At 48.1% G+C, this 13,682-nt stretch carries 13 protein-coding genes; 5 read left to right on the top strand and 8 right to left on the bottom strand.

The annotated features are described in order from the left end of the window. Nucleotides 1-83 precede the first annotated feature (83 nt). Nucleotides 84-410, bottom strand: a complete 327-nt coding sequence (trxA, locus tag JSU04_05290) for a thioredoxin (protein ID MBS1969696.1) — start codon at nucleotides 408-410, stop codon at nucleotides 84-86. Between the two features lie 67 nt (nucleotides 411-477). Beyond that, nucleotides 478-1,482 carry a hypothetical protein gene (locus tag JSU04_05295; protein MBS1969697.1) on the bottom strand — a complete coding sequence of 335 codons (1,005 nt, stop codon included), beginning with the start codon at nucleotides 1,480-1,482 and terminating at the stop codon, nucleotides 478-480. A 117-nt stretch (nucleotides 1,483-1,599) separates the two neighbouring features. Between JSU04_05295 and lptF the strand changes: the two genes are divergently transcribed. Then, nucleotides 1,600-2,706: an LPS export ABC transporter permease LptF gene (gene lptF, locus JSU04_05300; GenBank protein ID MBS1969698.1), complete on the top strand. Its 1,107-nt coding sequence runs from the start codon at nucleotides 1,600-1,602 to the stop codon at nucleotides 2,704-2,706. 302 nt (nucleotides 2,707-3,008) lie between these two features. Here lptF and JSU04_05305 read toward each other — a convergent pair whose 3' ends face one another. Next, complete coding sequence (locus JSU04_05305) at nucleotides 3,009-3,926, bottom strand: DNA-protecting protein DprA (GenBank protein ID MBS1969699.1); 918 nt, start codon at nucleotides 3,924-3,926, stop codon at nucleotides 3,009-3,011. A gap of 308 nt (nucleotides 3,927-4,234) precedes the next feature. Here JSU04_05305 and JSU04_05310 point away from each other — a divergent pair, with 308 nt between their 5' ends. Continuing rightward, complete coding sequence (locus JSU04_05310; protein ID MBS1969700.1) at nucleotides 4,235-4,855, top strand: TetR/AcrR family transcriptional regulator; 621 nt, start codon at nucleotides 4,235-4,237, stop codon at nucleotides 4,853-4,855. Between the two features lie 27 nt (nucleotides 4,856-4,882). On the opposite strand, the gene JSU04_05315 is transcribed toward JSU04_05310, so the two are convergent. The 3 genes from JSU04_05315 to JSU04_05325 form a co-directional block, all read right to left on the bottom strand. Continuing rightward, on the bottom strand, nucleotides 4,883-6,001 hold the full coding sequence (locus JSU04_05315) for an SDR family oxidoreductase (protein MBS1969701.1): 1,119 nt from the start codon (nucleotides 5,999-6,001) through the stop codon (nucleotides 4,883-4,885). Between the two features lie 166 nt (nucleotides 6,002-6,167). Further along, complete coding sequence (locus tag JSU04_05320; protein MBS1969702.1) at nucleotides 6,168-7,616, bottom strand: LysM peptidoglycan-binding domain-containing protein; 1,449 nt, start codon at nucleotides 7,614-7,616, stop codon at nucleotides 6,168-6,170. Between the two features lie 34 nt (nucleotides 7,617-7,650). Beyond that, nucleotides 7,651-8,163: a tetratricopeptide repeat protein gene (locus JSU04_05325; GenBank protein MBS1969703.1), complete on the bottom strand. Its 513-nt coding sequence runs from the start codon at nucleotides 8,161-8,163 to the stop codon at nucleotides 7,651-7,653. 314 nt (nucleotides 8,164-8,477) lie between these two features. On the opposite strand from JSU04_05325, the gene JSU04_05330 reads away from it, so the two are divergent. Together JSU04_05330 and JSU04_05335 are read left to right on the top strand one after the other, a co-directional pair. Continuing rightward, nucleotides 8,478-9,392: a ComEC/Rec2 family competence protein gene (locus tag JSU04_05330; GenBank protein MBS1969704.1), complete on the top strand. Its 915-nt coding sequence runs from the start codon at nucleotides 8,478-8,480 to the stop codon at nucleotides 9,390-9,392. Nucleotides 9,393-9,456: 64 nt separating this feature from the next. Beyond that, nucleotides 9,457-10,134 (top strand): hydrolase, encoded by a 678-nt coding sequence (locus tag JSU04_05335; protein MBS1969705.1) that lies wholly within the window; start codon nucleotides 9,457-9,459, stop codon nucleotides 10,132-10,134. A 7-nt stretch (nucleotides 10,135-10,141) separates the two neighbouring features. On the opposite strand, the gene JSU04_05340 is transcribed toward JSU04_05335, so the two are convergent. Continuing rightward, entirely contained in the window at nucleotides 10,142-11,236 is a 1,095-nt protein-coding gene (locus JSU04_05340; GenBank protein ID MBS1969706.1) for a hypothetical protein, read from the bottom strand. Nucleotides 11,237-11,242: 6 nt separating this feature from the next. Further along, nucleotides 11,243-12,547 carry a hypothetical protein gene (locus tag JSU04_05345; GenBank protein ID MBS1969707.1) on the bottom strand — a complete coding sequence of 435 codons (1,305 nt, stop codon included), beginning with the start codon at nucleotides 12,545-12,547 and terminating at the stop codon, nucleotides 11,243-11,245. Between the two features lie 219 nt (nucleotides 12,548-12,766). Here JSU04_05345 and JSU04_05350 point away from each other — a divergent pair, with 219 nt between their 5' ends. After that, nucleotides 12,767-13,585 (top strand): hypothetical protein, encoded by an 819-nt coding sequence (locus JSU04_05350; GenBank protein MBS1969708.1) that lies wholly within the window; start codon nucleotides 12,767-12,769, stop codon nucleotides 13,583-13,585. Nucleotides 13,586-13,682 lie beyond the last annotated feature (97 nt).

Consider the following 13,682-nt stretch of genomic DNA (forward strand, 5'->3'; position numbering starts at 1 on the left):
ACCACCCCACCAAGCACAAAAAAAAAGAGAGAGCTTTCGCCCTCTCTTCACAATGCATTTCAGTAGTATGTACTAATTCAGAACTACGAATTCTTCGACAAGAAATCCACGATCGCGTCTTTCGGGTGGTTCCCTACCAACTGACCGACCTCTTTGCCGTCTTTGAAAAGCAACATCGCTGGAATACCGCGGATGCCGTATTTGCCAGGCGTGCCTGGGTTTTCATCAACGTTCAATTTTACAACTTTTACTTTCGCGCCGAACTCTTGCGCTACTTCTTCAAGCTTTGGTCCCAATGCGCGACAAGGGCCACACCATTCAGCCCAGAAATCCACCAATACAGGTGTGTTAGAATTTAGTACGTCACTTTCGAAAGATCCGTCTGTAACAGGTTTTGTAAAAGTACCCATGTTAGTCTCCTCTTGGTCGTCCAATATAAAGATTGGGCATCATTGTTGAAAACGCAAGGTCGATCAATTACTTTTTTCTAAATAACGCCTTGGTGAAATCCTGGCGTAGCTTATCCTGGCTCTCGATTTCCGAGTGATTCCAGCTCTTTGCGATCTCTTTTTGAACCTTCCTGCTAGCGATTTTACTGAGGCTCTGACGGGGGTCAAAATCGTTAATTTTGGCAGTAAATTTGGCATATTTTGAGACCCGCTCCGCCTCGCCATTGCGGGCGCTTTGCAGGCCTTTGGCGACCGCTTCAAGCTCTTGCTCGGTGAACTCTTCACTGCGTTCAAGGTCAAAACTGACTTTGCCGACGACTTTCTTTTTCGCCGCCGCATCCTCTTCCGGAGTGATGCCGAGTTCGCTGCTATCTGTGAGCTCATTCCACAGAGCTTCCAAATCCTGTTCAGATTTTTTTGCAGGCTTCTTCGGTTCGTTTTCAGGCGCAATATCAAAACCAAAACTCGGCTTCTGCGCAGGCTCTGGTTCTGGCGAGAACGACATTGTCTTCTCAGAGATCATTTCACTGTCGGTTTCTTCTTCACCGTGACCGGTAACCAACAACAACTCGTCTTTTTCATCCGAAGTGTTGGCAACGCCCACACCCTCTTCCGGATGATTCAAATCAGTCCCGTGCTTCGCCAAGCGCTCTTGCAAAAGCGCCTCATCATAGCCCAGCATTTTTCCAAGGATCTGCATCAAACGCAGCGACGGCACGGGAGCTTCCAACAACATGTCCGCACGGATTTTTGCAAAGTCTTGAGGGTTTGGTTTGTAACCGGCCGGAAGGATCAGAACGACCTTCCCCTGCCATCGAGTCATCTCGCGCAAGCGGCGGCCAGCACCAATCGTAGTGACTTTCCCGGCACGGCCAAAGGCCACAACCACATCAGGGTTGAACGATAAAACATTCTCGCTGAGTGTGTACTCAGTGGAAATGCCGAGTACATCAAAGCCAACTTTCTGCAATATGGCTTGAGTCGTCATCATTTCGGAATATTCTTCGTATACCAGCAGGATTTTACTGTTCACATCATTATTGTCGGGGATGTCAGTCGCCGGGTCAAGATTGGTTCCTCTGGACAATGGCCGCGATTCCTGCAAGTAAATAAAGCCTTGGCACAGTCCTTGGATTAAACTAGGAGCTCTATGTTCAGTATCTTTCGTGGTAAAAAAGCAGCTCAGTACATTTTCTTCGAGATGTTACCTAGTTTTATTCTGGGCCTGGTCGTTTTCGTTTCCATTATCTTGATGTTCCAAGTCCTGCGCCTGACTGAATTTGCCCTGATCCATGGCGTGGACATGAAAACAATTGCTGAAATTGTAGGCTACGTCTGCATCTCGATGCTCCCGGCCCTGCTGCCGATGAGCCTTCTTTTTGCCATCATCCTCACCTATGGACGCCTGAGCAGTGACTCGGAAGTCGTGGCGATGAAAGCTTCGGGTCTCCACATGGGAATGATTTTGAGTCCCGCCGTGATCCTCGGCCTTTTGGTCGGAGTTCTCTCGGCCCAAACTTCGTTTGAGATTGCGCCTTGGGGAAACCGTCAGTTCGAGATTCTCTACTCCCGCCTGGGCAGCAGTAAGGCGGCGGTTGCGATCAAAGAAGGAACTTTCTCTGAAGGCTTCTTCGATATGGTCGTGTACGCCAACAAAGTCGATTCCGACAAGGGCCTGCTGGAGAATGTTTTCATTTACGATGAGCGCGATCCAACGGCGCCACTGACGATTATCGCCAAGCACGGCGCCATTATTCCGGACCCAAAATCACCGGGGCACAACGTGTTGCTACGCTTAGACGACGGCGATATTCACCGTAAAACGACGACGCATACTAAAATCAAATTCGACACCTACGATATCCGCCTCGTCGACCCGATTCAGGAGAATATCCGCGAGAAATCAGCTCAGTCGCTGACTTTGAATGAGTTGCGCGAAATCTTGAACAATAAAGAGCTTAAGCCCGAAGACGAGCGCACGTTCCGAACGGAATTTCACAAGCGCTGGGCGATTTCTATCCTCTGCGTTGTGTTTGCCTTGATTGGCGTGGGCCTTGGCACAACCACCAACAAGCGTGCGGCGAAGACCAGCGGTATGATTTTGTGTATTGGCGTTATTATCGGTTATTGGGTGCTCTACGTGACTCTCGAGGGCATGGCTCGCAACGGTCAATTGCCACCGGCCCTCGCCGTCTGGACGCCGATAGTGCTGTTTACCGGCATCGGCTTTGAAACTCTCCGCCGAAATTGGAATTAAACGCGCTTCAGGCGCGTTTTTCTGTCCCAGAATTTCTTTATCTGGTTTTTCTAAACTTATTCTAGATTTTTTGATTTGGTTGGCAGACTTGCTTAGTGCGCAGTGCCTTTGATTCAGGGCCCTAAAAAAATGAGCGATGCAGTAGCGTCCTTACCACCACGGTCATCCTTGACCACATCGCCCCTCCCTTGAATCTAATGTTAAGAGTAAAGGTGAGACTTTTTCAAAGGCTTTTTTCATTTTTTTTCATTTTTTTTCGACAATTTCGGCACAAAGATCGCGCCCCCTATATATAGATTGGACTACAGTTCATACTCACTAGCCATAGGACCAACCCTCGGCGACATGTTGAGCTCACTTCGATAATACATGCGCAAATCCTCGGCATCGCGGATCGGAGTCGCCCCTTCACTCAATAAATCAAGATTTCCTAAGTGGGAATTCTCGCAAGGATGGCCCGGAACGACGAGAACACTCTTTCCGAGTTGCAGCGTTTTGTGGGCTGTCAGCAAACTCCCGCTGCGGCGTTTGGCTTCAACCAGCAAAGTGACGGCTCCAAGCCCCGCAATCAGCCGGTTGCGATCATGAAAGAAGTGTTTCTGCATTTTCTCATCATAGGCGTATTCACTGAGCAAGCAGCCGCCACCATCGATGATCGCCTTTTGCCAGGATTCAAACATCTGGGGATAAATCCGCCCCAAGCCCGAAGGCAGCACCGCCACCGTCGAGCAGTTGTTACGGATTGCCAGGCGATGCGCCATCTGATCAATTCCCCGCGCCCCGCCGCTGACGACCACCGGTTTTTCGTGGCGAAGGAACTCGGCAAAGCTTTCCTCCATCCACAGATGCGAGGCTTGAGTGGTGTCACGGCTGCCAACCACGGCGATCGCCCCGCCCCACAACCAAGAAGCATGACCGAGAAAGCTCAGAAAAACCGGTGCACCGGGCATTCCCGAAAAACTCAAGGGATACATCGGCTCTCCCATGTAAGTGAAATTCACGCCGAAGTTTTTCAGTCGCGCAATCTCCTCAGATTCGCGCTTGAGAACTTCGCTTCGCTCGCAAAATTCCTTAAAGAAAAAGGGCTCTTCGTTCTTCAAGTAATTTCTGAGGTCTGAGGTTTCAACAACTTGAGATGATAAATATTCCCGCAAACGGCGAAAGGCTTGCAGGCAACGAATGTTTTTTTGAATAAGGCTCAGATGTATAAGTTTGTCCATCCCCTGGCATGTTGCAAAGAACGGAGCATCCCGAGCCCCCAATGGATTCTTCAGAAGCTTGGAACACGTCCAGATTTCGAACGGATTTCCGGCTGTGTCGAAACTTTCATGAAATTTATATGAACAATTTTCGGAATTTCTGCGACAATCAAGTCTAGGTTTGGAAAAGTGCGAGCCCCACAAAAAGGCGCAAGGGAAGTCTTTTCTTTTTGTGGAGCCCCCAAGAAACAATTTGTTTTGCGGACAAACCGATGTTTCTGAATTCAGGATAGAAGTAAAACAACCTTTTTTAAATTCGTGTTTAAACTATGAATCAAGGCCGTAAGAAAAAAACTAAAATCCAAGTAAAATCACCGACTCAGGAACGGTCTAAACAAACTGTTTCCGCCATTCTCGAAGCTTGTGCTCGTATTATTGCACGGGAAGGATACTTCGCGGTGACGACTGACAAGATTGCAGTCGAAGCTGGAGTGAGCATCGGTTCACTGTATCAATTCTTCGGCAACAAAGAATCGGTTGTTTCCGCTCTGATTAAACAACTTATTGACGATGACCGTCAGTATTTCTTCACTCACATGCAACCTTACGACAGCTTGCCACCGAGTGAGAAAATTCCAAAAATGATCGAGATCGGCTTTGAGATCTATCGTCAGCAGCCAGAATTGCGTGCAGCTCTTCAAGCGGTGCGCCTGTATCTGACAGAGCAGGATTACCTGACTCAATCTCGCCGTATCTTTACTGAGTTTGTTCGCACTCACCTCTGCCACATTCAGCCACCGCGCGATAAAGAAAAAGTTTCTTACATCGCTGTGACGGCTTTCTTAAGCATTATGAACAGCACGATGCACGACTCTCCGGAGCTCGTGAAGGACCAGAGCCTCATCGATGAGCTGATTTTGATGTTTAGAAAATATCTCGAGTTGAACTAATCATTGGGGCCTTTCGGCCCCGACTCTTTAATGCAGAAGTCCCATGTTCTCTTTGGCACTTTCTTTTGGCTGCTGATTCAAATCTTTTTCTGCGCGCGCAGTCCGGCGTTTCAGTAGACGCCCCAAAATACTGCTATCTAATCGGCCACGACTTTCAGCTCCCGTATGATAGGCCGGCGACAACCCCCGCGGCATCAAGCGATTCATGACCGCCATCAAGGCTATTGAGACTTCCGGAAAAATCACTCCGAGCCCCAAACGAGCTTTACCTAAAACCGTCGGAATCAACTCGCGCTGACCATCTCGGCACGCACGCAAGATTTTTCTTGCCGCTGTTGTTGCTGGCTGCGAAAGGCCCGGGAAGTTATCCCCTGCCGCAAACCACTCGTACTCTTTTTCGTAATCCCCTTTAAACACCGCTTGAATCGGTGAACCCGTGTGCATGAGTGTTGGATACACCGTCGTCACACAAATATTGTGACGCTCTAACTCCGCACTAAGGCCTTGCGAAAAACCCGCCAGGGCGAATTTTGAAGTATCGTACGGCAGCATATGTGGCACAGCCACCTTCCCGCCCATCGAGCAGATATTAATAATTCTTCCGCGTTTATTGCGGAGGAAATGCGGCAAGATCCACTCTGTTGTCGTCATCGCCGAATACAAATGCAAATCCATCTGAGCTTCGAAGTCTTCTCTCGTCAGAGTTTCGTAAGGTGCTACGACAATGGCACCGGCGTTATTAATCAGAACATCGATATCACCAAAGATCCGCATGGCCTCTTCAAGGGCTTTTGCGACCTGCTCGGTCTCTGTGACATCACAAACAACCGTGTGCACGCGAGCCAAGTTATACTCCGCCACCAGCAAGGCGCGCGCCCGATCGAGTTCTTTTGCATCGCGAGCCAGTAAAGTCACCAGCGCCCCTTCACGCACGAGCTCTTTTGCCAGCGCCAGTCCTAAACCGCGCGAGCCACCGGTGATAACCACACTCGCGCCGCGAAAACTAAATGGAGGATCGGTCACCAGAACGCTCGTTGCAGCCGCGAGGCCAAACCCCACCATTGCCCGTGGTCTATTGAGAATGAATGCGCCCAAAGCGCCTAGTCCGCAGATTGTCAGCAACTCATTTCGTAACGCTTTATTCATAGGGGCTCCCTTCCTCTGAAAGTTTAAATTTCGCAGAATGGGATACAATGAATTGGCTATTTAGTTGAAGATTCTCTCCAAAGTGCACAGATATTGTGAATATGCACAAAATAAAAAACCCACATCTTTTCGGATGTGGGCCTTCATAAAATCTTGCTGTGCTCTTCTAGAGCTGGAAGTCGTCACCACCGGCAGGCGCTTGACCGCCACCATTGTTACTTGGCGCATCCAGATCGAAATCAGGATCGCCGCCAGAGCCCGTGTCACTGCTCGCAGGAGGTGCCGAATCAAAGGCTGCGGCATCATCCGAAGAAAGGCCGCTGCTACCGCCGGCATTGCTTTGTGAAGGTGCGGGTTTCACACTGCCGCCTGCGTAATCGCCGGTGTAAATCTCATTGGTCGAATCAACCACGTAACCTGTTGCGAAGTGATCGGCCAATTTAATAATCTTCACCTGGCCGATCACACGGTCATTCGTCACAGCTTTCGTGCTGCCTTTACGAAGGCGCTCGTTTAAGAAGATGTTCAAAGTAGAACCCTCTTGCAAACCTTCTTTCGCGCCCGCATTCAAAAAGATGATATTGTCCGTTCCGAACATTCTCTGTTCGTGGCGCTCAAACTCACCACCGATGATTTTTGCCTGCACAGAGGTTGAAACCGGCGTTGCGCCCGAGTCGAAAGTCTTGACCGTTCCAGGAATGAGCTTCGCGCCGACATCCAATGGCTGAATCGCTTTTTTCACAATCGCACGGAAGAGATTGTCGCCTTCATTCACACGCTCACGGAGTTCAATCTCGCCCTGCACTTCAACAACGTAACCTTTGTTACCGAGAAGCTCACTGGGGTCAGAAATCTTCACATCATCCTTAACGACAACAAAGTGCTTATTCGCCGCGTTCGACACGCGCACGATCACAAGCTCGTGTTCATTGGATGTTCTTTCATCCGGCTGCTCCATCTCAACGATTTCGCCGATACTTTCCACCGGGTTGTCTGAAACGTAGAAAGAAAGATACTTGGGTGCCGGCGGATATTTCACGCGGGCCCCGCTGACTTCGAAATCGACTGGTGGCTTATTCACAGCTCCCAAACGATAAAGCGGCAAGCTATTCGGAAGTTTTTTTACCACCGGACGGCTTTTCTTTTTAGGTGGCGGGATCTTGATACTTTCAAGTTCACCGGCTTCATTTTTCTCAAGAACATGCGTTGGCATTTCCTCAGGCGCCGCTGTCTTTTCGGCTAAGCCCACGGTCGGCGCTTCGGCCAAAGTTCCCGGGTAAAACTTGATCTGCTGACTCGGATTGATCTCGTGCGGATTTTGAATATCGTCGGTGTTATAAGACCACACCTTCGGCCAATAGTATGAATCACCAAAAAGAGTATGACTGATATCCCACAAAGTGTCTTTGTTCTGAACGGCGTAGCTATTGGCTTTACGGCCCGACAGAACTTTTTCCCAAGCTTCTTCCGAGGTGGGTTGTTCGTTGTATTTCTTATAGATACGGTGGAAACGCTCTTCGCGTCTGATATCAGCGTCGTCTTGCGCATGCGCCAACACCGCCGTTGCAATGACGGCGACCGTAATGGTTTTCAGAAAGACTGTTTTTTGGGGCACAACTCACTCCATCCTTGGAAAGCAGTGTCGAAAACTATCGCATTAACTTAAGATCATTTTCAGCGCGGAAGGCTTCAGGGCTGCCTGGGTATCTCTTACGCAAATCAGAAAGAACGCTCTTTGCTTGCGGTGCCAAGTTCATTTGCTTGTATGCAATCGCCTTGGCGTATTTCGCAGCAACTACTTTATTACTGCGAGGATATTGAGTAATGACTTTTTGATAGTACTTGATGGCTTCAGCGTAGTTCTTGCTGCTAAACGCCATGCGGCCCGCTAAATAGAGTACATTGTCAGCGTACGAGCTCCCCGGAAAACGAGTCATGAATGTCTGCATGCGACTTTTAAAACCAATCTCATCGTTGGAGCGATAAGCGTTGAAAATCTCAGCATAGAGAGTCGTCTCATCCACTTTCGACGGATCTTTACCTGTAAGCTCAATCATGAGCGCGTCTTTACTTGTCGGGTCTTTCACTTTCTTAGCTGCGAAAGTTTCAACTGCAGAAAGACTTAAAACAAAAGTTACTGTCAAAATAAAATACTGCTTCATCTCTCATCACCTCGGTCTAAAACCAAGTATGACACGGCAAGAGAATCCACGACAATAAAGAGTTTTCCACATCTTTTGTTGAGTTACCCGGAACCTAGACCTTGGACTGTAAGCCAGATAAGGCTTTGAGCGTTTTGCTGAAAATTTGATCAGCAATTAAGTTATTGAATTTACTAGAGTTGTGACGAAATATTGACGAAAAATGGAACTCCGAATTTCAGATCTTAAATTCCGATTTTTGGCCGCTTCGCGTTCTAATTTCAGATTATTTTAGATCGAGAGTCTGGCTCAATTTTTGTTAAGTCATTGAAACTATGATTTTAATCGTCCTGCTTGCCGCAGTTTACAGCATGAGTAGTTTCTTTGATTTGCCTGCAAAATTATCAGAGCACTCGCTGATGATTCATCATTTCTGTTTACAAATGCTTCCAACGAGGGTGGAAAACCACGGCAGTTTAGAAGCTTTGGTATGCGGAAAAAATATGCAAGAGCTCGAGTTGCAGCAGCTTCTTGTGCAATCTTCACTCATCCATGTCTTCATTGTCTCAGGCTCTCACTTCCTTTTCTTGCATAAATTGTTAGCACGAGTTCCGATTGTGCGTTTTTGTCCACTGTTAGTGTTGTCGGTGTATTGCTTGGCAACTCTTTGTCAGCCGCCGGCACTTCGTTCACTTCTGTTTCTGTCACTTGTTAGTTTCACAAAACAGCAAAAAAGGTTTCCGTCGCCGGTGATTTTGGTTTTCATCAGTTGCGCTTTCAGTGTGTGTATTTTCCCACAGTGGATCACGTCCCGTTCCCTTTTGATGAGCTTGCTCGCGGCACTGACCATCGCGGTGATGTCAGAATTTTGGGGAAAGAATCGCGGGAGCATTCCGGAAATGTTCGCAACTCAATCCACCATTTACGTGGTGATGGCGTTTTGTCTATGGGGGTTTTCCAATCTGCATCCGCTCAGCATCTTGATGAACATGATCTTTGCTCCGTTGATTGGAGCAGTCATTTTCCCACTGGCCCTTCTTGTCATTGTTTTGCCGCCACTCGGTTTTGTTTTTGATGCTGCTATGAATGCATTGATTTGGATTTTACGGAACACCTCGGAAGTCCTCGGTGAAAACGGTGCTGGAGAACTCGTTCCTGTTGTTTGGCAATGGACTTTGTTTCTAGTGCTGACCGCGGCGTCTTATTCTTACCTCATTCAACAAAAGCGCCGGAAGGTTCGTCGTGCCTAAAGTGTGGCTTGCCGTTGTGTTTTTGATTTTGTTTTCACCGGCTTTTCTGAAAGATGAAGGTCGGATGAAACACTATTGGATTGTCTGGAATGTCGGCCAAGGGCAATGGGCCACGCTCGTTGATGAAAAATCCTGCCGACACTTCGATATGGGAGGAGAGAAAAATCCCCTTCCCCGCCTCCACCGCCTCTGTGGGGGGAAAGAAAACTTCATCTCTCTAAGCCACTGGGATCTTGATCACGTCGGCTTTGCGCTGCGGGCGAGAAAGTTTTTACCGAAAGCGTGTCTGGAAACTCCCCCTCTGGGGAAATCTTCGCCATACAAGATGAAGATTCTCAGTGCGTTTGCAAAGTGCTCTGACAATTATACGAGTCCCGCCAAAGAACTGACACATTTTTCTTCGGCGGATCTCCGTCAGAAAACCAATGAGCTCAGTCATGTTTTTTTGGTGGCTCAAACGTTTCTAATTCCGGGCGATTCGACGGCAAAACAGGAAAAAATCTGGAGTGAGAATGCGGAGCTGGGGCGGACGAAGTTTTTACTGCTCGGCCATCACGGCAGCCGCACCAGCACCTCGGAAGAATTACTCAGTCATTTAAGGACTCTCAAAACCGCCGTGGCTTCGGCGCGATTTGCCAAATACGGTCATCCGCACCAAGAGGTGGTGCGGCGACTGCAGAAATATCATGTTCCACTTTTGAAAACAGAAGACTGGGGAAACCTGTGGTTTGAAAACCCTTAAGCCCTGTCTAATCCATGCTTGCGTTTGCAAGGCCCAAGTAGTCTTTCACGTATTTTTTAATAGCGTCTTTGAAGCGTTCGGGATCTTTTCCGATCATCTTTAAGAGCTTCGGCCCTTCGGGCTGATGAGCTTGAGTCAAACCGATAATATTTGCGATATAAATGCGCGCCTCATCTTCTTCAGCGCGATTTTTATAACTGAGAACTTCGACTTTCTTCTCGCGGATCCAGTACTTGTTGCCACCTGCTTCAACAAGATCGTAGGCACTTGGATTAATACCGGGCCAATAAATCTCATGTAAATCCTCAACCCGTTCGTAAGCATCTGCCTGACGCGAATATTCGTGCAGGGCTGTGTCTACGTAGGGTTTTAATTCCGTAATGTGGTAAGAGCCGTCTTTACTCTGAGTCAGAACCCACAAGCGCTCCCCTGCATCTAAGCTGCCACCACGCTCAAGCGGGCGCTTTGCAACTTCAATCACCCTCACGCCCGGAAAAAGAGATTTCACTTCATTGAGACCAGGATAACCGTCCCACTTTTCAATTTCACCGGCTTTGTATTTAAAATGTCCGTCGACCATTTTCTTTGCGACGTACGCGGCCCGCTGGGCTTCGTAAGTTTGCATGTCCATGGACATCGCTTTAGCGATGCTCTTTGGCATGGCCACCTCTTTACCCTGAAGACCTTGGAAATAAGCATTAAAAAGATCTTTTGCACGAATATCTTTGGAAGATGCTTTTGCCACTAGAACAAAGCGTGCATATTCCAAAGCAAATGGCCCTTTACCACCGTCATCAAAGTCGACATTCAAAAATCTCATGACGTTTTGACCATTCTTGGTTTGCACGGGAATGACCGACATATTACCGAGATGTGGATCCCCGCTGATCGTGCCATAAGGGTCAGTGTAGTTCACTAGATCGCCAAGAACACGCGGATCACGATTGTAAGACCAGATATGGTCCGCATTACTGCGAAGGAGCTGGGACACATTCTTAGAAAGTTCAACTTGCTTAAAGCCAAAGGCATCCGGGATGCTCCCTTGGGGAACGAGCGGAACGCTTAAATTAAAAACGAGTGCGCATGCTAAAACTGTGCTCATGGCTAATTACTCGCAATTCTGAGAAAGTGGTTTGCCGGCAAATTGCACATCCATATCCAAATCAAGCTTCAAAGTGCCAGCTTGACAGAACTTCTTCAACATCGCAGCCAGTTGATTCAAGTTTCCTTTAATGGATTTCAAATCGGCGTCTGTCATCAAAGTTTCATCTTTAAAGAACTTGCGTGTTTCTTCATTCTCCATCGCTGCGTTGAACTTCATTAAGCGGGTGTAAGTGCCTTGATTCATGTGACGAAGGCCCTCAGCCAGCTTCGCACCCTTCACAACATTGCCTTTAGAAACGCCGCAATCGTTATCTTTCAACATCATCGCTTTCAAAGCGATCGCCCCTGTTTGGCGAACTTCTTCGGGCTTCATCTTCGAAGTGCTCTTGATGTTTTGCGCATCGTTTGGATCTTTATAGAAGTACTTCATCGTAAAATGCACATTACCGAAGCGGTCATGTTGATTCATGATGGTGTCCATCACGATCAGTTCACTCACATCTTTCATTTGCTGAAGCTTTTGTGCGTTCGCAACAGTGAAGCTGTTACCCACTAATTGATTCACGCTTCGGCCATCTTTCAATAAAGCATAAATTGGATTGCGAGCCCCGAAGCGAATCGCACGCTCTTGTGTGTCGGCACCGCCGTTGAACATTTCAGTGTATCTCTCTTCATTGCGCGGATTTTCTTGCAGAGCTGCATAAGACTGTTTGAAGTCCGACGTTAAAACCTCGTCTTTATATTTACCCGCGGAACCCGCTGCAAGTTTCTTCGCGTAGCTGTCCCATGTCTGCCAAATCAAGCTGCCGCTTTTAGTGATGCTCATTCCTTTTGCCGCAAGCTGCTGATGTTTTTTCAAGTCCATGGTTCTTAAAACCGCCGGTGGTACTTGCAAGATATCGCCGAGGATTCTTGAAACATGGTAGTAACCAACAAGCGACGGAGTGTAACTGCAGCTGGTGCTGCCTTTGTATTTTGCGAGCATTTTCGCGCCGTCGAGCTGACAAGTTTTTGCTTCAACCTGAGCTGCCGTCATGCCTTCGGGAACCATATGAAATTGTACGCCGGGATTTGTGCTTGCGGTCTTTGGGCAAAACGCCACCGGCTCAGTTCCGCCAAAAGAGCAAAGCTCCTGTTCTTTTTCGATATCTCGTTTGGAGTACTTAGCTTCTGGAAACTTCTTTGGAATCACACAGACTTCAGTGGCCCCGCTTGTTGGGATTTGAACAATTTGTGTCCCACGATTGTAAGTCGTGGTCATCCCAGCCATGGTGATCGGCACCAAAAGGGCCATTAAATTCGAAAGCATAAGGGTCTCCTTCATAACATGAATGACATTCAACTCTTCAAATGGAAGGCCATGGGATGCTCCCTAAAAACGTTTAAATTCAGGCTGGGTCAGGACTTCGTCAGGATTCAGTTAAAGGGACGCTAAAGGGCCACCTGCTGTCAAAAAGTGTGACAGACGATGGTCCAGATTCAGGGCCGGACGCTCTCTGTTTGGCGGAACATGCGACACAATTAAGCAATGACGACATTAACAAAATCAGTAATCGTGTGTGTTCTTTTGTGTGGCTGCGCTGGATCTCTTCAAGCAAAATCTCAGGATTTCGAGCAGGAACAAGCTCCGTTTGCGAGTGCTCCTGAAGCAGAAAAATTCAACCAAACCGAAAGTGTGATCTACTATCAAAACCGTTATGTTTTGAAAAATGCTTACGACAAGCTGGTTGATAATCAGGGGAATGGTTACGAGAAACTGTACGGTGTGCGCAACTTCCGTGCGGTTCTAAATGGTGTTGTGTACCGTGGCGGCGCGAATAATGCTTACAATAAGTACGGTAAGCGTGCGAACCAGAATCCACTGCCGGCGATGGGCTTGACGAATCTGTGTCAAGAGGGCTTCGGCACGGCGATTTACCTTTACCCGACGAATTACAGTACGGCGGCAAAGACCACGAACTGTAAGTCTGTGGTGGATGGTTCGGCTCAAAAGCTAAGCTACGCACAGATCAGCCCACTATCAAGCGACACAGAAGCGCGCAAAATCTTGAATATCATTTACAAGAAATTAACCACGGACACAGATCACTCGCCGATTTACATGCACTGCTGGAACGGCTGGCATGCATCAGGTTTGATTTCGGCATACACGTTGCGCCAGTTCTGTGACTTTACCGGCGAGCAGGCGGTATCGTACTGGAATCGCAACACAGACGGCGTAAACCAGGGCTCAAGCTACGACCGCATCCGCGCAAAAATCCGCGCCTTCACGCCAGACTCGAGCATGAAAATCGACCCTGCACTGAAGGCCCAAATCTGCCCAAGCAACAAAAACTTCACAGAATAAAAGAAGCGAAATCTGAAACTCCAAAAAGCCGGTGGGTTCAACCGGCTTTTTTTATTTCTGCAAGCGCGTGGATTTAAAAGACCTAAGAAAAAAGCTA

The sequence above is a fragment of the Bdellovibrionales bacterium genome (assembly GCA_018266295.1).
Taxonomy (GTDB): domain Bacteria; phylum Bdellovibrionota; class Bdellovibrionia; order Bdellovibrionales; family Bdellovibrionaceae; genus JACMRP01.